29 protein-coding genes and 6 tRNA genes are annotated in these 26,133 nt (G+C 36.1%); 26 read left to right on the top strand and 9 right to left on the bottom strand.

The features are described 5' to 3' along the window. The first annotated feature begins 49 nt into the window (after positions 1–49). From cccA to C8270_RS12355, 5 genes are all read left to right on the top strand, one after another. On the top strand, positions 50–430 hold the full coding sequence (gene cccA, locus C8270_RS12335) for a cytochrome c550 (RefSeq protein WP_106497124.1): 381 nt from the start codon (positions 50–52) through the stop codon (positions 428–430). Between the two features lie 166 nt (positions 431–596). Then, complete coding sequence (locus tag C8270_RS12340; RefSeq protein WP_106497125.1) at positions 597–1,310, top strand: tRNA (adenine(22)-N(1))-methyltransferase; 714 nt, start codon at positions 597–599, stop codon at positions 1,308–1,310. Continuing rightward, positions 1,300–2,406 (top strand): Nif3-like dinuclear metal center hexameric protein, encoded by a 1,107-nt coding sequence (locus C8270_RS12345; protein WP_106497126.1) that lies wholly within the window; start codon positions 1,300–1,302, stop codon positions 2,404–2,406. The genes C8270_RS12340 and C8270_RS12345 overlap by 11 nt, the downstream gene beginning before the upstream one ends. 70 nt (positions 2,407–2,476) lie before the next feature. Then, positions 2,477–3,790 carry a DEAD/DEAH box helicase gene (locus tag C8270_RS12350; RefSeq protein ID WP_106497127.1) on the top strand — a complete coding sequence of 438 codons (1,314 nt, stop codon included), beginning with the start codon at positions 2,477–2,479 and terminating at the stop codon, positions 3,788–3,790. 21 nt (positions 3,791–3,811) lie between these two features. Then, positions 3,812–4,705 (top strand): deoxyribonuclease IV, encoded by an 894-nt coding sequence (locus C8270_RS12355; RefSeq protein ID WP_106497128.1) that lies wholly within the window; start codon positions 3,812–3,814, stop codon positions 4,703–4,705. Positions 4,706–4,750: 45 nt separating this feature from the next. On the opposite strand, the gene C8270_RS12360 is transcribed toward C8270_RS12355, so the two are convergent. Continuing rightward, a complete protein-coding gene (locus C8270_RS12360; protein WP_106497129.1) occupies positions 4,751–5,035 on the bottom strand; it encodes a DUF2624 domain-containing protein in 285 nt (94 codons plus the stop codon). A gap of 150 nt (positions 5,036–5,185) precedes the next feature. Here C8270_RS12360 and C8270_RS12365 point away from each other — a divergent pair, with 150 nt between their 5' ends. Then, positions 5,186–5,590, top strand: a complete 405-nt coding sequence (locus tag C8270_RS12365) for a hypothetical protein (protein ID WP_442785802.1) — start codon at positions 5,186–5,188, stop codon at positions 5,588–5,590. Between the two features lie 35 nt (positions 5,591–5,625). On the opposite strand, the gene C8270_RS12370 is transcribed toward C8270_RS12365, so the two are convergent. Beyond that, positions 5,626–5,964: a hypothetical protein gene (locus C8270_RS12370; RefSeq protein WP_106497131.1), complete on the bottom strand. Its 339-nt coding sequence runs from the start codon at positions 5,962–5,964 to the stop codon at positions 5,626–5,628. Positions 5,965–6,038: 74 nt separating this feature from the next. Here C8270_RS12370 and C8270_RS12375 point away from each other — a divergent pair, with 74 nt between their 5' ends. From C8270_RS12375 to C8270_RS12410, 8 genes are all read left to right on the top strand, one after another. Next, positions 6,039–6,671, top strand: coding sequence for an NfeD family protein (locus C8270_RS12375; protein ID WP_106497132.1), 633 nt, complete (start codon positions 6,039–6,041; stop codon positions 6,669–6,671). A gap of 178 nt (positions 6,672–6,849) precedes the next feature. Next, positions 6,850–8,475 carry a Na/Pi cotransporter family protein gene (locus C8270_RS12380; RefSeq protein WP_106497133.1) on the top strand — a complete coding sequence of 542 codons (1,626 nt, stop codon included), beginning with the start codon at positions 6,850–6,852 and terminating at the stop codon, positions 8,473–8,475. A gap of 368 nt (positions 8,476–8,843) precedes the next feature. Then, a tRNA-Asn gene (locus C8270_RS12385) sits at positions 8,844–8,918 on the top strand. A 3-nt stretch (positions 8,919–8,921) separates the two neighbouring features. Next, a tRNA-Met gene (locus C8270_RS12390) sits at positions 8,922–8,998 on the top strand. 27 nt (positions 8,999–9,025) lie between these two features. After that, positions 9,026–9,101, top strand: a tRNA-His gene (locus tag C8270_RS12395). Between the two features lie 9 nt (positions 9,102–9,110). Beyond that, positions 9,111–9,187 (top strand) — tRNA-Ile (locus C8270_RS12400). A gap of 13 nt (positions 9,188–9,200) precedes the next feature. Further along, a tRNA-Ser gene (locus tag C8270_RS12405) sits at positions 9,201–9,293 on the top strand. Positions 9,294–9,369: 76 nt separating this feature from the next. Beyond that, positions 9,370–9,445: transfer RNA gene (locus C8270_RS12410), tRNA-Phe, on the top strand. Between the two features lie 199 nt (positions 9,446–9,644). On the opposite strand, the gene C8270_RS12415 is transcribed toward C8270_RS12410, so the two are convergent. After that, entirely contained in the window at positions 9,645–9,845 is a 201-nt protein-coding gene (locus C8270_RS12415) for a hypothetical protein (protein WP_106497134.1), read from the bottom strand. A gap of 414 nt (positions 9,846–10,259) precedes the next feature. Between C8270_RS12415 and C8270_RS12420 the strand changes: the two genes are divergently transcribed. The 3 genes from C8270_RS12420 to C8270_RS12430 all read left to right on the top strand — a co-directional run bounded on the left by C8270_RS12420 (position 10,260) and on the right by C8270_RS12430 (position 14,386). Next, positions 10,260–10,871 (top strand): superoxide dismutase, encoded by a 612-nt coding sequence (locus tag C8270_RS12420; RefSeq protein WP_106497135.1) that lies wholly within the window; start codon positions 10,260–10,262, stop codon positions 10,869–10,871. A 121-nt stretch (positions 10,872–10,992) separates the two neighbouring features. Continuing rightward, positions 10,993–12,264: an MFS transporter gene (locus tag C8270_RS12425; RefSeq protein ID WP_106497136.1), complete on the top strand. Its 1,272-nt coding sequence runs from the start codon at positions 10,993–10,995 to the stop codon at positions 12,262–12,264. 67 nt (positions 12,265–12,331) lie between these two features. Beyond that, a complete protein-coding gene (locus C8270_RS12430) occupies positions 12,332–14,386 on the top strand; it encodes a peptidoglycan D,D-transpeptidase FtsI family protein (protein ID WP_106497137.1) in 2,055 nt (684 codons plus the stop codon). Positions 14,387–14,506: 120 nt separating this feature from the next. Here the strand turns inward: C8270_RS12430 and C8270_RS12435 are convergent, their stop codons facing one another. Next, complete coding sequence (locus tag C8270_RS12435) at positions 14,507–15,040, bottom strand: hypothetical protein (protein WP_106497138.1); 534 nt, start codon at positions 15,038–15,040, stop codon at positions 14,507–14,509. A gap of 21 nt (positions 15,041–15,061) precedes the next feature. Then, on the bottom strand, positions 15,062–15,433 hold the full coding sequence (locus tag C8270_RS12440; protein WP_234028556.1) for a hypothetical protein: 372 nt from the start codon (positions 15,431–15,433) through the stop codon (positions 15,062–15,064). Positions 15,434–15,581: 148 nt separating this feature from the next. Here C8270_RS12440 and rpmG point away from each other — a divergent pair, with 148 nt between their 5' ends. The 5 genes from rpmG to C8270_RS12465 all read left to right on the top strand — a co-directional run bounded on the left by rpmG (position 15,582) and on the right by C8270_RS12465 (position 19,392). Further along, positions 15,582–15,731: a 50S ribosomal protein L33 gene (gene rpmG, locus C8270_RS12445; protein ID WP_026681152.1), complete on the top strand. Its 150-nt coding sequence runs from the start codon at positions 15,582–15,584 to the stop codon at positions 15,729–15,731. Between the two features lie 90 nt (positions 15,732–15,821). After that, on the top strand, positions 15,822–16,385 hold the full coding sequence (locus C8270_RS12450) for a 5-formyltetrahydrofolate cyclo-ligase (RefSeq protein WP_106497140.1): 564 nt from the start codon (positions 15,822–15,824) through the stop codon (positions 16,383–16,385). Between the two features lie 13 nt (positions 16,386–16,398). Further along, positions 16,399–17,412: a ThiF family adenylyltransferase gene (locus tag C8270_RS12455; RefSeq protein WP_106497141.1), complete on the top strand. Its 1,014-nt coding sequence runs from the start codon at positions 16,399–16,401 to the stop codon at positions 17,410–17,412. Between the two features lie 63 nt (positions 17,413–17,475). Then, the gene (locus C8270_RS12460; RefSeq protein ID WP_106497142.1) at positions 17,476–17,667 is read left to right on the top strand and encodes a hypothetical protein; all 192 of its coding nucleotides are present in this window, start codon (positions 17,476–17,478) and stop codon (positions 17,665–17,667) included. A gap of 174 nt (positions 17,668–17,841) precedes the next feature. Further along, positions 17,842–19,392: a rhomboid family intramembrane serine protease gene (locus C8270_RS12465; protein ID WP_106497143.1), complete on the top strand. Its 1,551-nt coding sequence runs from the start codon at positions 17,842–17,844 to the stop codon at positions 19,390–19,392. 84 nt (positions 19,393–19,476) lie between these two features. On the opposite strand, the gene C8270_RS12470 is transcribed toward C8270_RS12465, so the two are convergent. Next, entirely contained in the window at positions 19,477–20,328 is an 852-nt protein-coding gene (locus C8270_RS12470) for a hypothetical protein (protein WP_106497144.1), read from the bottom strand. Positions 20,329–20,456: 128 nt separating this feature from the next. Between C8270_RS12470 and C8270_RS12475 the strand changes: the two genes are divergently transcribed. From C8270_RS12475 to C8270_RS12485, 3 genes are all read left to right on the top strand, one after another. Beyond that, positions 20,457–20,675 (top strand): YqgQ family protein, encoded by a 219-nt coding sequence (locus C8270_RS12475; RefSeq protein WP_106497145.1) that lies wholly within the window; start codon positions 20,457–20,459, stop codon positions 20,673–20,675. Then, positions 20,668–21,627 (top strand): ROK family glucokinase, encoded by a 960-nt coding sequence (locus C8270_RS12480; protein ID WP_106497146.1) that lies wholly within the window; start codon positions 20,668–20,670, stop codon positions 21,625–21,627. Before C8270_RS12475 ends, C8270_RS12480 begins: the two co-directional genes overlap by 8 nt. A gap of 187 nt (positions 21,628–21,814) precedes the next feature. Continuing rightward, on the top strand, positions 21,815–23,713 hold the full coding sequence (locus tag C8270_RS12485) for an LTA synthase family protein (protein ID WP_106497147.1): 1,899 nt from the start codon (positions 21,815–21,817) through the stop codon (positions 23,711–23,713). A gap of 105 nt (positions 23,714–23,818) precedes the next feature. Here the strand turns inward: C8270_RS12485 and C8270_RS12490 are convergent, their stop codons facing one another. Continuing rightward, entirely contained in the window at positions 23,819–23,989 is a 171-nt protein-coding gene (locus C8270_RS12490) for a DUF2759 family protein (RefSeq protein ID WP_106497148.1), read from the bottom strand. A gap of 183 nt (positions 23,990–24,172) precedes the next feature. On the opposite strand from C8270_RS12490, the gene C8270_RS12495 reads away from it, so the two are divergent. Further along, positions 24,173–24,799: an MBL fold metallo-hydrolase gene (locus C8270_RS12495; protein WP_106497149.1), complete on the top strand. Its 627-nt coding sequence runs from the start codon at positions 24,173–24,175 to the stop codon at positions 24,797–24,799. Between the two features lie 274 nt (positions 24,800–25,073). Here C8270_RS12495 and C8270_RS12500 read toward each other — a convergent pair whose 3' ends face one another. Together C8270_RS12500 and C8270_RS12505 are read right to left on the bottom strand one after the other, a co-directional pair. Beyond that, on the bottom strand, positions 25,074–25,313 hold the full coding sequence (locus C8270_RS12500; protein ID WP_106497150.1) for a DUF2626 domain-containing protein: 240 nt from the start codon (positions 25,311–25,313) through the stop codon (positions 25,074–25,076). Between the two features lie 75 nt (positions 25,314–25,388). After that, positions 25,389–26,084, bottom strand: a complete 696-nt coding sequence (locus C8270_RS12505; RefSeq protein WP_106497151.1) for a helix-turn-helix transcriptional regulator — start codon at positions 26,082–26,084, stop codon at positions 25,389–25,391. Between the last annotated feature and the right edge of the window lie 49 nt (positions 26,085–26,133).

Here is a 26,133-nt window from a genome sequence, read left to right on the forward strand (position 1 = left end):
TAGTCTTTTGACAAAATTGAATAAGGGTATACATAAGGAGGAAATACGAATGAAGAAAAACATCATTCCGTTTGCACTTATCGCCGTTGTAGGGATAGCTTTAGTAATCATTCTTTCTGTTGCTGGTATTGACCAACGTGAAGCTATTCAAGAGGCTGAAGAAGGCGGAGATACAACCGAACAAGCTGATAATGGCGGAGAAGAGGGTGCAACAGACGACCCAGAAGCTATTTTTGAAAATACTTGCGCTAGCTGTCATGGTGCTGATCTATCTGGTGGAATGGGACCAAACTTACAGGAAGTTGGCGGCCGACTTTCTGAGGATGAAATTAAAAACACAATTATGAATGGCCGTGGACAAATGCCATCTGGATTAGTAGAAGATCCACAAGCAGAAGCATTAGCTAAATGGCTTTCAGAAAAGAAATAACAAATATTAACAATATAGACTACAGGGAAAGCTTTCTGATTCATGCAGAAGGCTTTCTTTTATCATAGAAAATGTTGTCCAAAAAGTTCGGTGAAAATGACATATTGAAATTACGTAGTCCTCTTTTATCCTCTTTGTTGGACAATCGCTATTAAAGGAGAGTAAGATGTCGCAAAAGATAAATCTTTCAAATCGATTAAAAAAAGTAGCATTATTTTTACCTAAAGGTGCTAATTTTGCAGATATAGGATCGGACCATGCTTATTTACCATGTTATGTATGTCGACAAGATCGTGTAGCAAAAGCAATTGCCGGTGAGGTAAATGTAGGACCGTTTAACAGTGCTAAAACGACGGTACAGGCGTATCAGCTTTCCGACAAAATTGATGTGCGTCTAGGTGATGGATTGCAAGTGATTGAAAAAGGTGAGGTAAAGCAGATTGTTATTGCTGGAATGGGCGGACCACTAATTCAATCCATTTTAGAAAACGGAAAGGACAAGCTTCAACATGTCGAGCAAATCATCGCTCAACCCAATGTAGATGCAAGAGGTGTTCGAAAATGGCTGATGGCACATAATTTTCAGCTTACAGATGAAGAACTAGTTGAAGAGAATGGTCATTTTTATGAAATCATTAACGCAACTAAACGTCATGATAATTCCTTGTTGAACAGATGGACAGAAAAAGAATTGTTATTTGGTCCTTTTTTATTAGCAAAACAAACGTCAGATTTTTATCGTAAGTGGCAACATGAGATGGAAAAAATGACTCGGGTGATTAACCAAATGAAACAAGCAACAATTCGAGATGAGAAAAAGATTACAGAATTTGAACGAGAACTAAGTTGGATCAAGGAGGTTATGAACGATGGCAACTAATGCAACTATATTTTCTATCCTTGAACAGTGGGCTCCAAAGCGTTTGGCGTACGATTGGGATAATGTAGGCTTACAAGTTGGAACATTTGATAAACAAGTAAATAAAATTATGATAACGTTAGATGTGCTAGAATCTGTTGTGGATGAAGCGATCGATAAAAATGTTGATCTAATTATCGCACATCATCCGTTATTATTTAAACCGATCAAACAATTAAATACCGATTCGGTACAAGGGCGTATTCTGCAGAAATTGATCCAGCATGATATCACTGTTTATGCTGCACACACAAATCTTGATGCTGCAAATGGTGGCGTTAATGACATGTTATGTGATGTAATTGGTATCAACAAACGTGAGGTTCTGCTTGAAACAAGTACAGACAAATTAGTGAAATTCAGTGTCTATGTTCCTCGTCCACAACTGGAAGAAGTACGACAGGCCCTTCATGATGGTGGTGCAGGTCATATCGGTAATTATAGTCACTGTACATTTCAAACAGAAGGCCAAGGCACATTTAAACCGCTGGAAGGGACATCCCCTTTTATTGGTACAAAAAATGAATTAGCAAAAGTTGATGAAGTGAAAATAGAAACAATTGTACCAGAACAAAGGATAGAGAAAGTCGTAAAAGCTGTCCTTCATGCACATCCATATGAAGAGCCAGCCTATGATATTTATCCGCTGAACAACAAAGGAGATACGTATGGAATTGGTCGGGTTGGTAGGTTAACGAAAAGTATGGATTTAATTGAATTATGCGAACATCTAAAAACAGTATTAGATGTACCTAATTTGCGGGTAACAGGTGATTTGACAACACCTATTAATAAAGTAGCAGTCTTAGGTGGAAGTGGTGAAAAATATATTCATGCTGCTAAAGCCAAAGGTGCGGATGCTTATATAACAGGTGATATAACATTTCATGCAGCACAGGATGCCTGGCAAATGGGGCTTTCCGTTATTGATCCTGGTCATCATGTTGAAAAAGTGATGAAACAAGCTGTCAAATATTATTTAGAGGAACAACTTAAACAGCAAAATATCGAGGTTATTACGTCAAAAGCAAACACAGAACCATTTCGCTTTATTTAAGAAAGTACTCTATAATAGAAATAAAGTCTATCTTAAACATTAGATCGTTAACTGAAAAAGGAGTACATTTATGGAAAATAATCATTTTAGTATGTTTGCATTTCATCCAGTTTTACTTGAGGCAGTAGAACGTCTGCAATTTTATCAACCGACAGAAATTCAACGACAGGTGATTCCGGCTGCCTTAAACGGTAAAAGTGTCATCGGACAGTCACACACAGGATCAGGGAAAACACATGCCTATTTATTACCATTGTTTAACCAAATTGATGTAAATAAACGTGAAGTGCAATTTGTCATTACCGCACCAACTAGAGAGCTTGCTATGCAAATACATGAAGAGGTAAAGAAAATAATCCATTATGCTGATAAAGACAATCAATGGTTCGCGAAGTTATTAGTTGGTGGTACAGATAAACAAAAAATGATGGAAAAATTGAAACAGCCTCCCCATATTGTTGTTGGAACACCTGGGAGAATTTTGGATTTGGTAAAGGAAGACGCCATTTCACTTTATTCAGCCAAATCCTTTGTCATTGATGAAGCGGATCTGATGTTGGATCTAGGATTTATTCATGATGTCGATCAATTATTGGTACGCTGTAAACAAGATATCCAATTACTAGTATTCTCGGCAACAATTCCACAGCGGCTGGAACACTTTTTCAAAAAGTATTTGAAAAATCCATTACATGTAAAAATTGATGACAAGTTATCACCAGAAACAATGGAACACCGACTAATTCCATTAAAACACCGGACTGCAGCCGAGGTTATTTTTGATATAACCAAAACAATCCAGCCATATTTAGCGATTATTTTTACGAATGGGAAAGAATTGGCCAATGAACTTGCAGCGTCCTTGCAGCAAAAGGGATTGGACGTAGGATTAATTCATGGTGGATTGACGCCACGAGAACGCAAACGGATGCTAAAAGATATTCAAAATCTCCGGTATCAATATATTGTGGCAACAGACCTTGCTTCAAGAGGAATTGATATTAAAGGTGTTAGCCATGTGATTAACGCACAGTTGCCGAAAGAAGAGGACTTTTATATTCATCGTGTTGGACGGACAGCTAGAGCAGGGATGGAAGGTACCGCGATCAGCTTGTACGATGAGCAGGATCTTAAATTGATCGAAAAATTAGAACGAAAAGGACTTGCATTTACATTTTATACGATTAAAAATGGAGAATGGCAAGAAGTCAAGGCGTGGAATGAACGCAATCTTCGTACGAAAACCGAAACAAATGCGGAGAAGGAAGCCTGGAAAAAGGTACGAAAAACGAAAAAAGTAAAACCAGGTTACAAAAAGAAAATGAAAAAGCAACAGGAACAAATTAAACGCCAGTTAACAAAAGATACAAAACGTAGAAAATAATTCAGGCAGGAGAGGTGTCACGTGTTAAAAATAGGTTCACATGTTTCAATGAGCGGAAAGAAAATGTTATTAGGTTCAAGTGAAGAAGCAGTTTCATTTGAGGAAAATGTTTTTATGATTTACACCGGAGCACCACAAAACACGAGGAGAAAACCGATTGAGGAGCTTAATATTGAAGCCGGGAAAGCGCATATGGAGGAAAATGGAATTGTTGATTTAGTTGTGCATGCTCCCTATATTATCAACATAGGCAATACAACGAAACCGGCAACATTCGAACTAGGTGTTAACTTTTTGCGAAGTGAAATTGAACGTACAGAGGCGATTGGAGCTAATCAAATAGTTCTTCATCCGGGTGCCCATGTAGGTGCTGGTGCAGAAGCTGGAATTGAAAAAATTATAGAAGGCTTAAATGAAGTACTTGATAAGGAGCAACATGTCCAAATCGCGCTGGAAACGATGGCCGGAAAAGGTACGGAAATCGGTCGTACATTTAATGAGTTAGCAAAGATCTTTGATGGAGTCACACATAATGAGAAATTATCCGTTTGTTTGGATACGTGCCATATCCATGATGCGGGGTATGATATTGTGAATGATTTTGATGGTGTACTAAACGACTTTGATAAAACTATCGGTTTAGATCGTCTAAAGGTTATACATGTAAATGACAGTAAAAACGAACGTGGAGCACATAAGGACCGTCATGAAAATATTGGGTTCGGTCATATTGGCTTTAATGCACTTCACTATGTGATTCATCATCCACAGTTAACCGATCTGCCGAAAATATTGGAGACACCATATGTTGGGGAAGATAAGAAAAACAAAAAACCACCATATAAACTTGAGATTGAGATGATAAAAGCGGGAAGTTTTGATGAAAATTTAAAAGAAAATATTAAAAATCAATAAAAGGTATGAAAGGAATAGTGCTAATGAACGCTATTCCTTTTGATATTAATAAAATAATGACTCCAAACCGTGTGACTTGATTATTTCATTAAATAATTTCTGAGCTTTCTTGGCAGTCTTTAGATCGGTTATACGTGCTAATTCTTGAAGCATTTTAGCTCTTCCATCAGCATGAAACGGGTCAATGGTGTGCGTTTTTAAATATGTTGTAATTGCTTTAGCTTGTGAATTGGTAATCGAAAAGCCATATTGTTGACTATGGTGTAATAATTCTTCAGGGGATAATTGGGTTATTTTTTTGGCTATCAGATCTTTGATAAATGTGGACATGATCATGCCTCCTTAAAATTTATCGCTTATTTATGATATGAACCAACTCAGAAAAAGTGAATTTGCTTTTTCCATAAAGTAACACCATTAGATTAAGACAGAATCCATAAACTATAGATGCACCTCAATATAAGAAAGAGAGGTATGTTTATGGATGACTTTGAGCGTTACTCGAATAAATCTTCAGAAGATCTTGGAGAACGACAAGATGATACTGATATAGTAGGAACAAATTTAACGGGTCAAGACCCATCGACATTTAATCCTACAAGCAAAAACGATGAGGAAACAGCAGCTGAACTAACCGCAGATGATCTTGATACACCATCAGGAATAGGGGACGATGATGATACCAATGTTAACAGCACATATGGCTGGATCGCGTTGGCATTATCGATTGTATCCTTTTTTTGGCTACCAATTATTCTAGGTGGAGCAGGGATCATTATCGGTTTTATCGCACGGAGCCGAGGTGCAAACACACTAGGAAATACAGCCATAATCGCTGGTGCTGTTTCGATTATCATTTCATTGTTTATATTACCATTTGTATAACAAAAGAGGCTGGCAATAAGTTGTCAGCCTCTTTTTCATGGTATAATCATATATATAGGGAAATAGTAGTAATCTCCAATAATCAGTTTATGCGGGTTTGTATGATTAATTAATTGGAAGTCATCAAAGATCTGGTTGATATCTAATGCTGGCAGCAAATCATTGATTTCCTCGACAATCGAAAGTACTGTATCACCTGATCTCACTTTAACCTTTTTGACCTTGAATTTCCTCGTGTTAGTTGGTTCTGTTTGTTTTGCTGGAATGGAATTGTTGTTTGGTGGTAGTAGTGAACCACTAGTCAAATCGGTATAAATACTCACTATTATTAATATAATGAATAAATAAATCCCACTTTTTTTAAAAAAATACATATTCATTTCTCCTTTTGTGAAACAAACAGCAAGCATAAAACGTATATAAAGAGTAATAGGGGGGAGGGAGATTTATGGATATTTTTTCTTCCGATTGGGTTGGTTTTGTTATAACTGGACTAGGAACATTATTTTTAATTGGTGAAATTTTAGTTAACATGCGTGGTTTCTTTGGGCTACTTGGAATTGGATTTATCGTTGTTTACTTTTCCGCTTATTTGGACACAAGCTTGTTTATTATTATGCTTATTATTTATTTTATCGGATTATTACTTATCATCATCGATGGAAAGCTGCTAAATGATGGCACACTTGCTACGCTGGGACTCGCAAGCATGTTAACATCTGTGGCATTGGCTGCACCAAGTTTATCTGTCGGTTTGTATGCGGTTATTGGTGTTCTAGTGGGTGGCTTTTCTTCTTTGTTGTTTTTAAAAGTTTTTAAACATCGGGACATGTGGACAAAAATCACATTAAAGGACCGGTTAACAAAGGAAGCTGGCTACAACACGATGAATGAGGAATATGAAAATTTATTAAACCAGCAGGGGACAACGTTAAACGATTTGCGCCCAGTTGGGACAATCCGGATTAACAACAGGAACTATAGTGCAATATCAAATGGGCAATGGATTCCTAAAGGTAGTACCATTCGTGTCGTTGAGGTTGATGGCACACGAATACTAGTTGAAATGGAAACGAACTGAACAATAATTCTCTTGAATCATCAGGATTCAAGAGAATTATTTTTTTGCGAGCTTTTTGGCAATTAGAATGTAAATTTATTGTTAAGAATGTAGAATAAGTATTTACAAAATGCGAGGGCGTGGCTAATAATGAAAAAGGTATGACATAATTCAACAAAGTGAAGGGGCGGTAAAACCATTGGGTATCGATTTACAAACACTTCTTTTTGAGTTTTTGGGCGGTTTGGGTATTTTCCTGCTTGGAATAAAATTCATGGGCGAAGGATTACAAAAAACTGCGGGTGAACGGTTGCGAGATATTCTTGATAAAACGACAAGTAACCCTTTTTTAGGTGTACTTGCGGGTATGATTGTAACGATACTTATTCAAAGTAGTTCAGGCACAACCGTACTAACGGTCGGGCTTGTTAATGCGGGTTTTATGACATTAAGACAAGCTATCGGTGTTATTATGGGTGCAAATATTGGTACAACTGTTACAGCATTTATTATCGGTATTGATTTAGGTGAATATGCATTACCAATTATTGCAGTAGGTTGTTTCCTCCTATTTTTCTTTAAAAATCAAAAAGTTAATTCAATCGGACAAACTATTTTTGGCTTTGGTGCTTTATTTTTTGGACTCGATTTAATGAGTAGTGGAATGTCACCATTAAGAGGACTGGAATCGTTTCATGATCTAACGGTTGAAATGAGTTCAAATCCTGTGCTTGGTGTCATTATTGGTACATTGTTTACGGTTATCGTCCAAAGTTCGAGTGCAACGATTGGGATATTACAAGGGTTATTTTCAGAAGGTGCAATCGACTTACAGGCAGCAATACCTGTCCTGTTTGGGGATAACATTGGTACAACAATCACAGCGATATTAGCATCGCTTGGTGCAAGTGTCGCGGCGAAACGTGCAGCTTTTACACATGTGATTTTTAATTTAGTTGGTGCAACGATATTTCTTATTGGATTGGATTTATTCTCACAGTTTGTTTATTATTTACAAGGACAGCTTCATTTGAATCCGGAAATGACATTAGCTTTTGCGCATGGTAGTTTTAACATAGCTAATACGGTAATTCAGTTTCCATTTATTGCTGGTTTAGCGTGGATTGTGACGAAAATAATTCCTGGCGAGGATGTTACAATTGAATATAAACCAAAGCATTTAGATCCTATTTTTATTCAGCAATCATCTGCACTTGCACTTGAACAGGCAAAGGCAGAGGTTATTCGCATGGGAGAATACGCTTGTATCGGGTTAGAAGAAACGAATCAGTACTTGTTTACACAGCAGCAAAAACATTCGGAAATGGCGATGCAAGTTGAAGGTGCATTAAATAATTTGGATCGCAAAATTACCGATTACCTTGTGGAAGTATCATCTGGCTCGTTATCAGAACTAGAAAGTGCCAAACATACTGCACTAATGGATTCTGTGCGTGATATAGAACGAATCGGGGATCACTTTGAAAATATTATTGAATTAATTGATTATAAAATTTCAAATAAAGTTGAGTTAACGGAACAAGCAAAAGAAGATCTGAACAATATGTTTGATTTAACGATTTTAACGGTCAAACAGGCTGTTAAAGCACTTGATCAAATGGATCGTCAGGAAGCATTAGCTGTTGCGCAAAAAGAAGATCAAATCGATAAAATGGAACGGAAATATCGCAAAAAACACATTATTCGCATGAATGAAGGTTTGTGTAATGGTTCTGCAGGTATTGTGTTTGTTGATATTATTAGCAATTTAGAACGAATCGGGGATCATGCTGTAAATATTGCTGAAGAAGTTCTTGGTGAATAGTAGCGAAGTTTGGCAGGGGCTAATCCCTGCCAAATAAAAATTTTTAAGATTTGTATTGAAAACTATAAATGAAAATGCTATAGTATTTATTGTTGTTCCCATTAAAAGCGACAATGTGGTACATACATATTTTAAAAAGTTGCGATTAAATGATTGACAAATTGTGTCGGATATGGTAAATTATTATTCGTCGCTGATAAAAGTTTGACATAGACTTTTAAGATTATTCCACAGTAGCTTGACCGTTAATCAACATTGAAATTCTTCGATGTAGGTCATGCGAGGAGTGAAAGCTTCCAGAATAATCTTGCAACACGACGAGCACATCCTTGTTTGATTGTTTTACAATGAAATACAAATTAGATTATTCCACAGTAGCTCAGTGGTAGAGCTATCGGCTGTTAACCGATCGGTCGTAGGTTCGAATCCTACCTGTGGAGCCATATGGCGGTGTAGCTCAGCTGGCGAGAGCGTACGGTTCATACCCGTGAGGTCGGGGGTTCGATCCCCTCCGCCGCTACCATATTTATAAAAATCAAAAGCCTAAATGGCGGTCGTGGCGAAGTGGTTAACGCACCGGATTGTGGCTCCGGCATTCGTGGGTTCGATCCCCACCGGTCGCCCCATACATTTTAGGACCCTTAGCTCAGTTGGTTAGAGCTATCGGCTCATAACCGATCGGTCGCAGGTTCGAATCCTGCAGGGTCCACCATTTAATCGAGTACGGAGGTATACCCAAGTCTGGCTGAAGGGATCGGTCTTGAAAACCGACAGGCGGGTCAAACCGCGCGGGGGTTCGAATCCCTCTACCTCCTCCATACATAATAAAATATGTGATTAATTCAACATCGAAATTGTAGTAGAAGAACAATATTTGATAAATAACTTAACCATGGCTCTGTAGCTCAGTCGGTAGAGCAACGGACTGAAAATCCGTGTGTCGGCGGTTCGATTCCGTCCGGAGCCACCATTTTAAAATGTAATAAGCAACATTATTAACAAGCTAAGCTAATGCTTGTTTTTTTATTTTCATAAATATAAGCAAATAGTTATATTCTATTCGGATATAATTAGTATCGCTAAAAAACATAATAAATATGGAGAAATTAGCTAACACTTTGCTAGGGGATAAGACCAGATATCACTTAAATTTTAAAGTGGTTGTTTTATTAACCTTCTTTACACTGTTTATACGCATTCATGAAATTTTGGTATGAAGTGGCACCAAGCTTTTTTGTGTTACCAGCAAAAAAACGGTCAAAAATAATTTTTTTAGCTTGGTCGGCATTACAATGTTGGGAATTCATCGTTAACTGAAAATAGGATTGGAAATATTTCTGGCTGAGTGTACCAGCATTTTTTATTAACACGGTAAAAACTCCTCTTTATATGTTTTATTGAGTAAAAAGCTGATTTAAGGCCTTTTTACTATTCAATTTCCATGCTATAGATAGACCATCTTAGCAGGTTTTTGTTTTGCATTCATTGTCATTCCATTATAGGATAAACTGACTAACAGAACCAATGATTGATTACTGTTAGTTAAAATATACATAGGTTTTCCAATGATTGAGGTAACAAGGAGATTAATGTTTTTTCATCTCAAGTTGTTTTATTTTTTTTCAATCGGGTATTATTTAATATGTGATCAAGTTGATTATCACGATTGTTATTGTAAAAATATGCATATAATTTGCATGTATGATAAAGCTTTGATAATCTTGCATTAAAAGGGTGAATATTCCATCCCTTTTTAACATAATTATGAAGGAGGACGTTTAGTAATGGCTAAATTTGAATTACCAGAATTACCTTATGCATATGATGCTTTAGAACCAACAATTGATAAGGAAACAATGAACATCCACCATACAAAGCATCACAATGGTTATGTTACAAAACTTAATGGTGCGCTTGAAGGACAAGCTGATCTTCAAGATAAATCACTAGAAGATCTTGTAAGCAACCTAGATGCTGTACCTGAAAATATTCGCACTGCTGTACGCAATAATGGTGGCGGTCATGCGAACCATAGTTTATTCTGGAAAGTGTTATCGCCAAACGGTGGCGGCGAACCATCAGGCGAATTAGCTGACAAAATAAATGGTAAATTTGGTAGCCTTGATAAGTTTAAAGAAGAATTTGAAACGGCTGCTAAAGGTCGCTTTGGATCTGGCTGGGCATGGTTAGTTGTTAATAATGGTGAACTTGAGGTAACAAGCACACCTAACCAAGATTCACCTTTAATGGAAGGTAAAACACCTATTCTTGGCCTTGATGTTTGGGAGCATGCATATTATCTCAAATATCAAAACAAACGTCCTGAATATGTTTCGGCATTCTGGAATGTTGTTAACTGGGATGAAGTAGCTAAAAATTATAATGCAGCTAAATAAATAAACTTAAAAAACGCGGGATCAATATTTCCCGCGTTTTTTTATGTCTTCATGGTAAACCTTTTGCATATCTGATGATGTTTTGCTCAAACTATTAGATATACAAAAGGAGCTTAAAATCATGCTAAAAAGTCTAGAACACATAACAGGAAAAGTAGAAATAAATCGGGATTTAATCTTTTTATTGGTGATTGGAGGACTTTATTCTCTAGGAATTTTTCTTTCCAACACGTTTGTGAACATATACCTTTGGAAGCAATCCGGAGATTATATTACAATCGCCATGTATAACTTGGGTATTTATTTGTTTCAACCAATCATGTTTATCCTTGCTGGGAGAATAGCCAAAAAGATTGATCGTGTTATCGTATTGCGTTTGGGGGTAATTTTTTTATCTCTATTTTTTTTGAGTGTTTTAATCATTGCTGAAAAAGCCTCCACTTATAACTTTTTGTTAGGAAGCGTACTTGGAATTGGCTATGGGTTTTATTGGCTTGCTTACAATGTATTAACGTTCGAGATCACCGAACCGGAAACACGGGATTTCTTTAATGGATTTCTAGGGGTTTTACAATCATTTGGTGGTATGGTTGGTCCGGTATTAGCTGGTTTTATTATCGCAAAAATGACTGCCAATGTTGGATATACGACTATATTCACGATTTCGTTTATTTTATTTATTTGTGCGGTTGCTTGTAGTTTTGCGTTAAAACGTCGGCAAGCAGAAGGGGATTTTCATTTCAAAAGGATATTCATTGAACGCCATCATAATAAAAATTGGCGTAAAATTTTACATGCTCATGTTTTCCAAGGTTTACGTGAAGGGATTTTTCTGTTCGTCATTTCCATTTGGGTTTTCCTTGTTACCAAGAGCGAATTTTCTTTAGGGATGTTTAATTTATGTCTTTCCGGTTTGTCTTTTGTATTTTATTTTATCGCCACGAAATACATTAAACCATCATTACGGAAGAAGGCAATCTTGCTTGGTGGGGTAATTCTTTATTTTTCGATTTACATTATTTTGTTCAAGATCAGTTATGTGAACCTGATCATCTATGCCGTCGTAATCGGGATTGCATATCCAATTATCAATGTCCCGTATGCCTCGTTAACATATGATGTGATAGGTAAGGCATGGAAGGCAAAGGACTTACGGGTGGAATATATTGTTGTTCGTGAACTTTTTGTCAATATTGGTCGAGTTGCATCAATTTCGATCTTTCTTATCACCGTTTCACTGTTTCCTGCAGAAAAAATTATACCAATACTGCTGGTTGTTTTAGGCACAGGACATTTATTTATTTATTTTTTTGTTAAAGATATTTATTTAGGTAGCTTGCGTAAAAAAGAGGTTCCGATAAAAGAACAGCTGACAGATGAAAAAAATCGTTAAAACATGTTAGTTTGCTTCAAAAGATGATATAATGAGAGGAAATGTTTATAAAAATTGGGGGAGGAAAATGGTAAAGAAGAAAAAGAAAAAACGACAGCTTCCCTTTCGTTTAAATATATTATTTTTTGTTGTATTTTTAATGTTTTCTGTCCTGATTCTTCAATTGGGTGTGGTTCAAATTTTAAATGGGGAAAGCTTCCAAGAAGAAATTGATCGAACAATTAAGGATACCACAAAAATACCAGTACCTCGTGGGAAAATGTATGACCGTTACCATAATGTAATCGTGGATAATAAACCATTGTACTCTATCACTTATACACCGGCAAAAGGAACACAAGCAAAAGACCGGTTAGATGTAGCAGAAAAGCTGTCAACATATATTTCGATGTATAACGATGAAAATAAAGAAGAAAAATTAGATACAATAACATTACGGGATAAAAAGGAATACTGGTATTTAAACCATGAAGAGGAAGCAACAAAGCGATTAAGTGAAAAAGAAGCTGCAGATATGGAACCAGCAAAACAGTATAAGACGATATTAAAGCGAATAAAAAAAGAAGAGGTTAACGACCTTACTGAAGAACAGTTGGAAGTTATTCTTATCAAAAAAGAATTAGATAAGGCATTAACCCTAACTCCGCAAATTGTAAAAAATGAGAATGTAACCCCAGAAGAATACGCTAGGGTTGCTGAACATTTAAGTGAACTCGATGGAATTAATGCGACAACCGACTGGAATCGGGAATACCCTTATGATGAAACATTCAGCAATTTACTTGGTACAATAACTTCGCAATCACAAGGAATTTTGCAGGAAAAAGAGGATTATTACCTGACACGTGGATACAGTCCAAATGATCGGGTGGGTAGAAGCGGACTGGAAGAGCAATATGAATCTGTCTTAAGAGGCAGAAAAGAGCAAATCGAATACACAACAAATAAAGAAGGAAAAGTTGTTGATACGAAGGTTGCTGTGGAAGGGCAGCGTGGTAAGGATTTAGTGTTAACTATTGATATGGAATTACAAAAACGTGTTGATAAAATTATTCGTGAGGAATTTAAGAAAACGATAAATAAATATCCTTACGATAATCGTCACATGGAAGATGCTATGGCAGTCGTTATGAATCCGCAAACAGGAGAATTGTTAGCCGTTTCTGGACAGCATTATGATCGTGAAGAACATGAGTTTTCGAATGCAGCATTAAAAACGTTATATGAGGTGCACCGTCCAGGATCAGCGGTAAAAGGTGCAACCGTATTATCCGGTTTTCAATCAGGTGTGATAACCCCTGGCCAAACATTTTATGATGCACCGATTCAAATTGCCGGTGACGAACCAAAAAGTTCTTGGAAATCACTAGGACTTGTAAATGATATTACCGCCTTACAAGAATCATCAAACGTCTATATGTTTTACATCGCAATGCGTATGGGTGGTGACTTCCATTATGCGAAAGGTGAAAATTTACAGTTTGATTGGGAGTCAAAACCATTTGAAAGAATGCGAAATTATTTTAGTCAATTTGGGCTTGGTACATCAACTGGGGTTGATTTCCCTTATGAGGAGACAGGGTTTAAAGGGGAAAACCCGAATGCAGGTAACTTGCTTGACTTTGCGATTGGACAGTATGATACATTCACAACTATGCAGTTAGCACAATATGTATCAACGATCGCAAATGATGGCTATCGCGTTCGACCGCATTTCTTGAAGGAAATTCGCACACCTACACCGTCTGAAGATCGATTAGGTCCTGTATTTAAAAGTGAGAATACAGAAGTACTGAACCGAATTCAAATGGATCAAAAATATATTGATCGTGTTCAAGAAGGGTTCCGTCGAGCATATCAAACACCAGGTGGGACTGCGTATAGTGAATTTGCTGGAAAAGATTATAAGCCAGCGGGAAAAACGGGTACTGCAGAGAATACGGCTGATGGTGATTATACCGAAAACCTGACGCTTGTTGGGTATGCCCCTTATGATGATCCCGAAGTAGCATTTGCAATTGTTGTTCCGAATACCGGTGTAGGGGAGCATATTAATAATAAGATTGGTGAACGTATTTTTGATTCGTATTTTGACTTAAAAGAGGAACATAAAGAAGACTAAGTAAATAAATGTACGGGGTCTATTACTCTATTAAAGGGTTATAGACCTTTTTTATAACAAAAAGCTGTTTGCATCAGGGTTGTAGAACTCTTGTGCAAACAGCTAATAAGATTTGGTTTTTTATTTCGTTATTTTTTCGGCAATTTCATAATTACTCATATCACTTGATACCTTGAATTTTCCAAGCTGAACTTTTTTAGCATATCCTTCTTCCTCTAAGTACTGACTGAATTTGCCAGCGTCATTAATAATATCATTTTCAACTAATAGATTACTAATCTCAGAAGATGCCATTCCGGATTTAATCGTAAGGCTGTATGTTTTTTTAGCTTCTTTTTCTTCCTTTTCTTCTTTTGAATCGTTATCTACTTTATTCTCTTCTTTTTCAGCTTTTTCGTTGTCTTTTTGTTCAGTTGCTTGTTTATCTTCCTTTTCTTCTTCCGTTTTATCTTTGTCACTGTCATTGACCGATAACGATATATATTCTGATTCCGATAAGACACGATAACCATCTTCTTTTAATGCTTCAATCATGTCATCAGCAGCTATATCGTCTGTTTTACTTTTGGAGTCGTCAACAAACAGAAATACAATTAACAAAATCAGACTCGCTGTAAATAGTCCGATTGAAAATGAACGAATAGGTTGTTTCATGGTTTTCTCCTCATTTACAGTTTAATTATTTTTTAAGATAGCTTTTATATCGTTGCTACTTAACTCAGTACGTTCTGAAATAGCTTCAGGGGAATACCCTTGTTGATGCAGGTGGTTAACTTTTTGAATTAAAAGTGGTTTGTTTTCTTCTGTTCGCGTTGATTGTATATCAGTTGAAAAATCCTCCGTTAGTAACTCTTCCTCGAGGATTTTAACTTTTTTCTTCAATTGATATGTATCCTGCATCGTTGAAATAGAAAATTGTTCAAATTGAGATTCTAGATCATCAAATTTATCATTCATAAAGAATGTTAAAATAAACAAAATCACAGCCACTGCTATTAGTGTAATTAATACATAAATCATCCTTGATACCTCCATTTTATCTTCCATATTAGTTATAACATACAATTGCCAATGAGAAAACTGGTATTTTTTATATTTGCTCCTTGATTGATTGCTAAAGATCTGCTATTATAATTAAGTCTGAAGTGAATATTATATGCTATTAAGCAAGACTCACAGTTTGGAGGGAAAAATCATGCGCGTAAACATTACATTAGCTTGTACAGAAACTGGTGATCGTAATTATATTACTACTAAAAACAAGCGTACGAATCCTGAGCGAATAGAGCTTATGAAATATTGTCCACGTCTTAAAAAACATACTCTACATCGTGAAACAAAATAAATGTACGAAAATAAAACCCTTATCAATATTGATAAGGGTTTTATTTTTAGGATTTATCAATATTGCGGTATACTTCATTAGGTAGGGGGGATGGCATTGGATAAATCACAAATGCGCAAGGCTACGATTGCACAATTGAAACAGATGTCTAACGAACAGAGACAAATAATGGAACACAAGCTAATGGCGAACCTGATAACATCAGATTATTGGAAGCAGGCAACAACAATCGGGATTACAATATCTCAACAATTTGAATGGAATACAAGACCAATAATTGAGTCTGCATGGAAGCAAGGAAAATCTGTTTGTATACCAAAATGTCAACCAAAAGAAAAGCGACTTGTCTTTTATCAATTTCATTCATATGATCAATTGGAAACCGTTTATTACAATTTATTGGAGCCAAAACCAGAGGAATCATTGCGGGTGGAAAAAGAGCAAATTGAATTGTTAATTGTTCCGGGAATTCTGTTTGATAAAAATGGATTTCGGATTGGTTTCGGTGGAGGCTATTATGATCGCTTTTTAAATAATTTCCCAAATGAAACCATTTCCTTAGCAAGTGAACAACAAGTTATTGATCATCTTCCATCTGAATCGTTCGATATTCCGGTTAATCATCTTATGACAGAGAATACTTTGATCAAGTAGGGAGGACTAGTTGATGAATATGGAGCGTTACTCTCGTCAGTTATTATTTTCACCTATCCAAGCAGCTGGTCAAAAAAAATTAGCAGACAGCACGGCACTTATCGTTGGTGTTGGTGCCTTAGGAACGGTTATTAGTAATCATCTAGTACGGGCTGGAGTTGGTAAAGTTAGGATTGTTGATCGGGATTATGTAGAATTAAGTAATTTACAACGGCAAATGTTATTTGATGAAGCAGATGTAAATGAAGCGCTACCTAAAGCAATTGCAGCAAAGAGGAAGCTAGAAAAAATAAATAGTGATGTCGTGATTGAAGCGTTCATCGAGAATGTTTCGAATGAAAATGTCGATAGGTTAACAGATGACGTTGATGTAGTTTTGGATGGAACAGATAATTTTTCGACTCGCTTCCTTTTGAATGACATCTGTTTTAAGAAAAATATCCCGTTTTCGTATGGTGGTGTCGTTAGTTCCAGAGGGATGACAGCACTATTTATACCAAACGAAACTCCTTGTTTACGCTGTTTTACAAAAGAAGGATCTGAAAGTGGACAAACATGTGACACTGTTGGCGTTATTGCTCCTGCCGTGGATATGATTTCTTCGATGGAAGTAATCGAAGTGTTGAAGTATTTGACTGGTAATAAGCAGCACTTAAGGCATACATTAAAAACAGTCGATTTCTGGTATAACCAACACTACGATATGAAGTTTTCCCAAGCCGATCCACAATGTCCTACATGCCAAAAAAAAGAATATCCAGCAATACAAAAAAAAGCTCAGAACTCAGAAACTGTTTTATGTGGTCGAAATACGGTGCAAATTCACCGAAACCAAAGTTGGGATCTTGCAAAAATAGATAGTCAGTTAGCAAAAATCATGAAAACTAAACGGACCCCATTTTTAGTGAAAGCACAAATGGATAATGAAAAAACCTTTGTTATTTTTCCTGATGGCCGTGTACTCGTACAAGGGACTGAAGATATTACTAAAGCAAGAACATTATACGACCGATATATCGGCTCTTAATGTATATTCTTCCGGCGTTGGAAAATAACTAATAACACCACTAAGAATGAAAAGGGTGTTCACATGAGAGTATTTGTAGTCTTTGCACTGGTTGTATCTGTATTATCGATCATTTATAAATGGCGGTATAGGTTAATCAACACTCTACTGGCAATCAGTTTCTTGCGGAGGTTAACGGTTGCGGTATCCATGAATCTTCCGGCAATAAAGAATAAGCTACTTCCCGGATTATTTCAACGACAAACTAATTCATAACAGATAAAGAAAGTTGCATTTTTAGCAGCTTTCTTTTTTTATAATAAACCACCAACAATGATCTGATGGGCTTATTTCTTCATGTCTTCAACCTAAAATGTTTTCATACAAAATACATTTTGTTACGTAATCGGTTCCTAGTTTTGGTATGATGGACGTTAAGGTGGTGACAAAATGTATAGGAATGAGACTCATACAATGTACCAGTTGGCATATCACTTGGTAAAAGATGATCATTTTGACGTGATACATATAAATGATAATGAAGAAGAAATATGGCTGGAACGTTATGAAAATAAAACATCCCAAATTATTCGTTTGCTGCAACATGGGTTTGATTGGAAGAACCATTTAAAAAAAGATATCGCGATTGTATTTCAAAAAACGAAAGCAATGAAGCGATTATTACAGGGTAAACATGTTCATGTACATAATGTTTATGTTTCTTCCCATGCCCCTGTTGACGATTGGGAAGAATTGAAACGACCAATGCAGTTAAATGAAAGAAATCCAGTGAAAATGAATGTTTATTATTTAGATGATGACAGTAAACAGGAGGAACTAAGCAGATTTTACATGGCCGTAGATGGTTCTGAAGAAGAAAAGCCAGATTATTCAACGGGCAGTGAAACAGAAGAACAAATTGATTATTATCAAAATCAGTTAACTAGTAATTTAAATAATAAACGAAAAGAAGTACAATCGGTATTTTCACATGGCAAGCCGTTCATTACATATTTGCTGTTAATCGTCAATGTGTTGATGTTTTTAATTCTTGAATTGAATGGAGGAAGTACATCAACACAAACCTTAATTGACTTTGGAGGAAAATATAACCCAGCAATCATGGATGGAGAGTGGTGGCGAATTGTTACCTCCATGTTTTTACATATTGGCTTACTGCACTTATTTATGAATATGCTCGCTTTGTATTATTTAGGTACGGCGGTTGAGCGAATATATGGATCATGGCGGTTTACTTTTATTTATTTCCTCGCAGGAATTGGTGCAGGAGTTGCTAGTTTTGCAATGACATCGAATGTTTCAGCTGGTGCTTCTGGAGCTTTGTTTGGCTTATTTGGTGCATTACTGTTTTTTGGACTCATTCATAAGAAAATATTCTTTCAAACAATGGGGAAAGGAATACTCGTATTAATTGGAATCAATATAATCTTTGGTTTTTCTGTTGAACAAATTGACAATAGTGCACATATTGGTGGATTGCTAATGGGATTTTTCGCTGCGGCAATTATTAGTTTACCAAAAAAGAAAATGCTGCCTATTCAATTCGGTGCATTAATTTTTTATATTGCTGCTATCGTGGGGCTCAGTATTTTTGGTATCCAAAACAACGAAAATAGCGCATCCTATCAACTAGCAAAGGTTAGCGAGTTGCTTGAGGAAAATAATTATGCTGCGGTTGTTGATCATGCAACCGAGGGTTTAAAGGATCCAGATGAACTAAAAGTACCTTTACTTTTTCAACGCTCTTATGCGTATATACAGCTTGATAAACCTGAATTGGCTACAGTTGATTTAGAAAAGGTCGTTCAACAGACTGATGAGATGCCTGAGGCGTATTATAACCTTGCAATACTGTATTACGAAAAGAGCAAAATGGATCAAGCGGAAGAAATGATCAAAAAGGCTTATGATTTAAAACCAAATGAAGCAACATATGCTGACCTTTATGAGAAAATCACAGGTGAAAATCCGAAAAAATGAAGTATGGCGCCTTTCGTATAGTGAAGGCGCCATTTGTGCATGCATAAGTGAATGATAAAATCCCGGACTGAATGAAGTTCCTTTTTAAAATTCTTGGATTAGCTTTTGCTTCTCTCCATGGAGTTGGAATAAGACGATTAAATGGGTACGGTCCTTGGCGAATAAAACCAATGGAATATAACTCGATTTCAAATCACCTGTACCAGATGAAGCAGGGATAATGTAATTTTTATACAATCCTTCCCATAATTGGCCAATCATTTGGTCTGTCTGTTTCTGTGTCATGTTAGCTAAACTTTCCTGATTATAGCGGTGTAGCGAAGTTAAAGGAACAATGTCGTAGGATTCTGCTTGAATATTGAAATGACGCATTAGCTTTTTCCAATGATAAAGCAATTGTTGTTTCGACGTAACATCCAGTAGCTTTTTCCATTCTCTGTCAAATGCCTCCTTTGGTGATTGGAAAGTTACAAGCGGAGTTGTTGGTGAATCAACTACATACAGTTCATCATATGACATTTTTTGAATACTTTTAATTTGATCATCTGGATAATGGATCTCCCCGTGATGATAAGAGATTGCCTGGAAGTAACTACTATCTTCACTTAAAAGGTTTTTTTGTAAGTTGATTGTATCTGAGTTTTCACTCCATTTGCTTGTAACACCTCTTAATAGTCCATTATCAAACAATAAAGAGGTATCTTGACGTAAGTATACTTCTTTACTACTTTTCGAATTGCTTGTCCATGCCAATTCATATTGATTATGTTTGTGCTCAGTTATGAACTCAATTCTGGTATCAGTTGTATCAAAGGTTGTCTTTTGGTCAATCGGAAAATAAATAACAGTCGGAACGGAATTTATTCGTTGAAAAAATAGGTAGCCGGCTAAACAGCAAAATAATGTAAAAATACTAATGAATAGCCATTTATTCATTCGTGTCACCCTCTGTGAAAACATGTCTTTAATATGATGTATGTTCAGAAACAAGCCTTTATGCTTTTTTCTGTTAATTGTATTCCTTTCTTGTTTAGGTTTTGCTATAATATAATTTGGTGATTTATATGAAAACGGTATATGATGTACGACAACTGCTTAAGCGGTTTGGAACGTTTATTTATATTGGCGACCGACTAGCTGATATGGAATTAATGGAAATAGAAATAAAAGATTTGTATCAATCGCAATTAATTCGAACAGATGAATACCAGATGGCATTACTCATACTTCGCAAAGAAATGGCACGACTTCATGATAAAGAAGAGGGGAATACTCATGAATGATTTGATCATCGGCATAGATATAGGTGGAACTACTAGTAAAATTGGTTTACTGGATCTACAAGGGGCAATTGTGTGTAAATGGGAAATTCCGACTTCAACAGCGAATAATGGAGATTCCATTGTACAGGATATTTGGCAATCTATTAGTGATACATTATCAACCTCTCAAATTAAAGCAGTTATTGGGATTGGAATCGGTGCACCAGGGTTTATAGATGGTGCTACTGGACTAGTATATGAAGCGGTAAATATTGGATGGAAGGATTTTCAATTGGCAGCGTATTTTTCTTCGATTGTTAATCTTCCAGTATTTGTTGAAAACGATGCCAATATTGCTGTATTAGGAGAAAACTGGAAAGGTGCAGGTAATCAATCGGAAAACTTGATTGCATTAACGCTTGGTACCGGAGTTGGTGGTGGAATCATTGCTAACGGAACCATTTTGAATGGGGTAAATGGAACGGCGGGCGAGATCGGTCATATTACAGTTAATCCAGAAGGTTACCCATGTAATTGCGGGAAGAAAGGCTGTTTGGAAACAATCGCCTCTGCAACTGGTATTGTTCGACAAGCGATGGAACGAATTAAACAAGAACCAACTAGTCATTTGGCTTCATTTTATCAGCAATCAGGTGTGGTAACAGCTAAAGATATTTTTGACCTAGCACATAATGGAGACCCAGATTGTAAAGCTATCGTTGAGCGGACTGGGGATGTTCTTGGCTTTGCAATTGCCAACTTGGCCACCGTTATCAATCCATCTACTCTCCTAATAGGTGGTGGGGTCTCAAAAGCTGGCGACCAATTATTATCTAGCATAAATTCCGCTTTTACTAAATATGCATTACCTAGAGTAAGCGAGGTATGTAAGCTCAAAATTGCCCAGCTTGGTAACGATGCCGGGATTATAGGGGCAGCTTTTTTGGTGAAGGAGAAATTAGGATTAAGTTGATGTTGTGTCATTCCAAGTTGTTGAAACATAGGAATGATAATTATAAATAAAAAATATCTTTATATGAAACTTTTATTCTTTTAAAACGTCATATAGTATAGGTTGAATGTAATCCATTGTGAAATAGGATTACGAGGGTATGTAATAATCGAATCAAGGAAGTGTTTTCTTGTAGGAGGAAATTAAAATGAACGTGAAATGGCCCAAAATTCCGCTGTATATAATAGCGACGTTGCTGTTTGGAGTAAAGACATATATTATTTACCGCTTTATGTTCAGCATTGAATTAGACAACTCTATGCAGGAATTAATTCTGTTTGTTAATCCGTTTGTTTCAGCATTTCTAATTTTTGCACTAAGTGTCTGGTTTAAGAAACAATCAAGGCAAATGAAATTTTTGCGTTATACTGCTTTGATCGGAACTGTTATTTTATATTTCAATCTCGTATTCTATCGTTCCTTTACAGATTTTATAACTATTCCTCAATTATTTCAGGCAAGTAATATGGGGGACTTGGGATCAAGTATTTTAACACTGATTGAAGTTTATGATATCTTCTTATTTGCTGATGTAGCAATTATTTGGTATCTAAGTAGGAAAAAATCAGATAGCGTTGCTGTTAAATACCCGAGAAGTGGTAAAGCTTTTGCCTTGGCTATGTCATTCGTTTTGTTGGCGGGTAATTTTTTCTTAGCCGAAATGGAAAGACCACAACTATTCACACGTGCTTTTGATCGCGAATACCTTGTCAAAAATATCGGGTTATTTAATTATCATGTTTATGATCTGGCCGTTCATTCCAAAGTAAAAACACAACGGGTCTTTGCCGATGGAACGGAACTTCCGGAAATTAAGGACTATGTTGATCAGTTGCGAAGTGATGAAAAGTCAGATTTATCTGGTGTTGCAAAAGACAAGAATGTGATCTTTATTTCTGCTGAATCCCTGCAGAGCTTCGTTATAAATGAAGATGTTAACGGGCAAGAGATAACTCCATTTTTAAATAGTTTGGTTGGAGATAAGGATACGTATTACTTTGAAAACTTTTACCATCAAACAATGCAAGGTAAAACATCAGATTCAGAGTTTTTAACTGCAAATTCGCTTTACCCATTGTCTAGAGGTGCGGTTTTCTTCACGCATGGGCAAAATGAATATCATGCACTTCCAGAGTTGTTAAGTGATGAGGGATATTACACAGCATCATTTCATGCCAACAACAAAAGCTTTTGGAACCGTGATCAAATGTATGACAGTATAGGTTTCGATCATTTTTATGGTGATGAGGCATATGAAACAACAGCTGATAATTCAATTGGTTGGGGTCTAAAAGACAAACCATTTTTCGAACAGTCAATTAAATATTTACAAACATTGGAACAACCATTTTATACAAAGTTCATTACATTAACCAATCATTTTCCGTTTGATCTTGATGAAGAAGATAGGTCAATTGAGCCGTATGATTCAAATTCCAATACACTAAATAACTATTTTCCTACAGTAAGATATATGGATGAATCGATTGAGCAATTCTTTGACCAGTTAAAAGATGCAGGACTCTATGAGGATTCTGTCATCATCATTATGGGGGATCACTATGGGATTAGCGAAACCCACAATAAAGCAATGAGTCAGTATTTAGGAAAAGAAGAAATAACGCCATTTGATCACATTCAATTACAGCGCGTACCATTTTTTGTCCATATTCCTGGTGATGGAAATGGTAAAGTTATGTCAGAAGTATCTGGTCAAATTGATATTAAACCAACACTGTTACATTTACTTGGTATAACAACCGAAAATGATATTTATTTTGGCAACGATTTATTTAGTAATAATCGCAAAGGATATATCGCGCAACGAAATGGTGATTTTATTAGTGATGACTATATTTCAACGGGAGATATTTGCTACGACCGTGCGACTGGGGAACCAGTTGATGATAATACCTCTGTTGTTGCGACAACCTCGAATAATCCATGTAAACCGATAGAAGATAAGGTGGCAAAAGAGCTGGATTATTCAGATGATATTATTTATGGTGATCTATTCCGATTTGTTGATTTTGCAGAAAATGAATAATGCCTTTAAGGAAAAGAGGTAAGGGGTCTTGACCAATTACCTCTTTTTTCTAACTAAAAAAGCTAACTTTTAAAAGTTAGCTTTACTTAAGATATTGTAATGTTGTCAACCAGTAATTTCTTCAATAATAGTCGCAATGGAGAAAAAGCCAAATGCTACTGCAGCAACTGCAGAAAATGCTAGAGCGAAAAGGTTTTTGTATTTTAGCTGACGAATTACAGAAATGACAGCTAATATTGCTACGATTAATAATAGACTTGCCAATACAATTCTCATTGTTACATTTCCTCCTTACAAAATTCCACGTTATTAAATTTGATATGGGAATTACGTTTATATTATTATGTAACTAAACAGTTCTACTTATTTATTTTATAGCAAATTATTGTTTTTGTCGAGGTTTATGGGTAGTATTTTAAGAACAATTTTCAACATTAATCATTGGAGGGGAAATCTGATATGAAGATTGAGGGAATGTCTTTAGGTCCGTTGGGTACAAATTGTTATATTGTGTATAATGAGCAACATGCAATTATTGTTGATCCAGGTAGCGATGCAGAGAAGGTCGTCTCATTTATTGAACAAGAAAAGGTCGCCCCTAAGGCAATCGTCTTAACACACGCCCATTTTGATCATATTGGGGCTGTTGAAGCATTACGTTCCCATTATGGAATTGACGTTTATCTTCATCAAGAAGAGAAGGATTGGCTAGAGGATCCGAAATTGAATGGCTCATCGTTATTCATTGGGGAAGAAATAAAAACAAGAAAAGCAGAGAAATCGCTGACGCCTGGTAAGTTGCAAATTGCTACATTTACGTTCAATATTTTACATACACCTGGTCATTCGCCTGGAAGTGTCAGTATTGTGTGTCAGGATAAATCCATTGTTTTTGGTGGAGATGCACTGTTTCAACAAGGAATTGGTCGAACTGATTTACCTGGAGGCAATATGGAACAATTGATTAATAGTATACGGGAAAAACTTTATCATTTAGATGATTCCTATGTTGTTTATCCAGGCCATGGTCCCGCTACAACAATTGGTGAAGAAAAAAGAAACAATCCATTTGTTCGTATGGAATAGACGTTAGAAAAGTACTGGAGTTGGATATGTCTGTTGCTATAAAAGGTAATTCTCATATAAAAAACCCTTCTTTTTAAAAAGAAGGGTTTTAGGGGGGATGTGCTCTGCTCTTTTGTTGGTTAGGGATAAAAGTTAAGCTACTATTATAACTATAAAGGTAGCTTAACAACATGTCAATAGTGTTAACGAAAAAAATAAAAAAACCCTGCATAAAATCATATGTAAGCAGGGTTTTTTTGTTCATCAGTCATATAGGAGTGTTACGTTTGCAGTTTTATTCGAATCCTGGTACAAGTATGAAATTCGAATACCAAGTGAATCCAACCATAAATACTGTACAATAAGCTCCGAATAAGTACATATACATGCGTTCAGATAATTTTAAGTAACCTACTGTTAGGAAAAAAGCAGTTTGAACTAGAAATAATAGTGCTGTTTTTTGCATATCACCTATATAAAACATTACTGTAAAGATTCCTGTCCAAAAAGCAAGGACGCGAAACATCCGATCCATGTTTTCCCCCTCCTTTAAAAGTATGCTTATCATTGTCATTATAAACTAGGTTCTGCATAATGTAAATAAATCATACTAAACAATTGAAAGTTTTGCTACATACGTACAGTTTTCACAGCCTTGAAACATGTTTTCTGTTTCGATTAAGTCGATATCTGTGAAGAGTGCTTCAAACATTCCCTTTAAAAATGAGTTGTGCATCGTACATACCATTGTGTGGTTTTTGGTTGCTACTTCTTTAAATGGGCAATTATTAATACGAAATGAAATGCTATGATCTTTCGCATTATACGTAAAATCAGGATACATCCCTAACATTGTCCCAGCATCTCTTAGAATGTCTAATTTTTGTTCCATTGTCAAGTTTTCAGTTAATTGTATCTGATAATGATCCATAACCTTTTCTCCATACTTTTTGCCTGTGTGATATAATGCCTTTTTCCCGGGCTCACCTAACTCGACAAAAGATTCGATTGCAATGGATGAAAGTAATTTATAGTCGCGATGCGGGAAGTTTAGCTCGATCACTTCATCAGAAAGCCGGTACCTGCGACTCGGCCTTCCACCTTTACCGGTTTTTTTGGAAAATGAATAGACTAACTTTACGTCTTCCAGTTTCGACAAATGCAATCGTGCCACATTTGGATGTATTTCGAACATATGTGCAATATCTGTGACGCTCACTTCATGATGATGTTTGACAATGTACTGATAAATACTAAACCTGGTTGGATCACTTAAAACATTGGTTATTTTTAATGTTTTTTCCATCGTAAATCACCCCACTAACATGAATATCTTTATTATAATCGATATCGTT

This window comes from Lentibacillus sp. Marseille-P4043 (assembly GCF_900258515.1).
In the GTDB taxonomy this organism is placed as follows: Bacteria; Bacillota; Bacilli; order Bacillales; family Amphibacillaceae; genus Lentibacillus_C.

Excerpts from the sequence above, each read along its gene's own strand:
- C8270_RS12450 (WP_106497140.1), top strand. The coding sequence starts at position 15,822 with ATGGCATTGGATAAATCACAAATGCGCAAGGCTACGATTGCACAATTG.
- C8270_RS12340 (WP_106497125.1), top strand. The coding sequence starts at position 597 with ATGTCGCAAAAGATAAATCTTTCAAATCGATTAAAAAAAGTAGCATTA.
- C8270_RS12460 (WP_106497142.1), top strand. The coding sequence starts at position 17,476 with ATGAGAGTATTTGTAGTCTTTGCACTGGTTGTATCTGTATTATCGATC.
- C8270_RS12435 (WP_106497138.1), bottom strand. The coding sequence starts at position 15,040 with ATGAAACAACCTATTCGTTCATTTTCAATCGGACTATTTACAGCGAGT.
- C8270_RS12375 (WP_106497132.1), top strand. The coding sequence starts at position 6,039 with ATGGATATTTTTTCTTCCGATTGGGTTGGTTTTGTTATAACTGGACTA.
- C8270_RS12425 (WP_106497136.1), top strand. The coding sequence starts at position 10,993 with ATGCTAAAAAGTCTAGAACACATAACAGGAAAAGTAGAAATAAATCGG.
- C8270_RS12475 (WP_106497145.1), top strand. The coding sequence starts at position 20,457 with ATGAAAACGGTATATGATGTACGACAACTGCTTAAGCGGTTTGGAACG.
- C8270_RS12345 (WP_106497126.1), top strand. The coding sequence starts at position 1,300 with ATGGCAACTAATGCAACTATATTTTCTATCCTTGAACAGTGGGCTCCA.
- rpmG (WP_026681152.1), top strand. The coding sequence starts at position 15,582 with ATGCGCGTAAACATTACATTAGCTTGTACAGAAACTGGTGATCGTAAT.
- C8270_RS12495 (WP_106497149.1), top strand. The coding sequence starts at position 24,173 with ATGAAGATTGAGGGAATGTCTTTAGGTCCGTTGGGTACAAATTGTTAT.
- C8270_RS12440 (WP_234028556.1), bottom strand. The coding sequence starts at position 15,433 with ATGGAAGATAAAATGGAGGTATCAAGGATGATTTATGTATTAATTACA.
- C8270_RS12470 (WP_106497144.1), bottom strand. The coding sequence starts at position 20,328 with ATGAATAAATGGCTATTCATTAGTATTTTTACATTATTTTGCTGTTTA.
- C8270_RS12500 (WP_106497150.1), bottom strand. The coding sequence starts at position 25,313 with ATGGATCGGATGTTTCGCGTCCTTGCTTTTTGGACAGGAATCTTTACA.
- C8270_RS12505 (WP_106497151.1), bottom strand. The coding sequence starts at position 26,084 with ATGGAAAAAACATTAAAAATAACCAATGTTTTAAGTGATCCAACCAGG.
- C8270_RS12430 (WP_106497137.1), top strand. The coding sequence starts at position 12,332 with ATGGTAAAGAAGAAAAAGAAAAAACGACAGCTTCCCTTTCGTTTAAAT.
- C8270_RS12455 (WP_106497141.1), top strand. The coding sequence starts at position 16,399 with ATGAATATGGAGCGTTACTCTCGTCAGTTATTATTTTCACCTATCCAA.
- C8270_RS12480 (WP_106497146.1), top strand. The coding sequence starts at position 20,668 with ATGAATGATTTGATCATCGGCATAGATATAGGTGGAACTACTAGTAAA.
- C8270_RS12360 (WP_106497129.1), bottom strand. The coding sequence starts at position 5,035 with ATGTCCACATTTATCAAAGATCTGATAGCCAAAAAAATAACCCAATTA.
- C8270_RS12490 (WP_106497148.1), bottom strand. The coding sequence starts at position 23,989 with ATGAGAATTGTATTGGCAAGTCTATTATTAATCGTAGCAATATTAGCT.
- C8270_RS12365 (WP_442785802.1), top strand. The coding sequence starts at position 5,186 with ATGGATGACTTTGAGCGTTACTCGAATAAATCTTCAGAAGATCTTGGA.
- C8270_RS12465 (WP_106497143.1), top strand. The coding sequence starts at position 17,842 with ATGTATAGGAATGAGACTCATACAATGTACCAGTTGGCATATCACTTG.
- cccA (WP_106497124.1), top strand. The coding sequence starts at position 50 with ATGAAGAAAAACATCATTCCGTTTGCACTTATCGCCGTTGTAGGGATA.
- C8270_RS12370 (WP_106497131.1), bottom strand. The coding sequence starts at position 5,964 with ATGTATTTTTTTAAAAAAAGTGGGATTTATTTATTCATTATATTAATA.
- C8270_RS12350 (WP_106497127.1), top strand. The coding sequence starts at position 2,477 with ATGGAAAATAATCATTTTAGTATGTTTGCATTTCATCCAGTTTTACTT.
- C8270_RS12420 (WP_106497135.1), top strand. The coding sequence starts at position 10,260 with ATGGCTAAATTTGAATTACCAGAATTACCTTATGCATATGATGCTTTA.
- C8270_RS12485 (WP_106497147.1), top strand. The coding sequence starts at position 21,815 with ATGAACGTGAAATGGCCCAAAATTCCGCTGTATATAATAGCGACGTTG.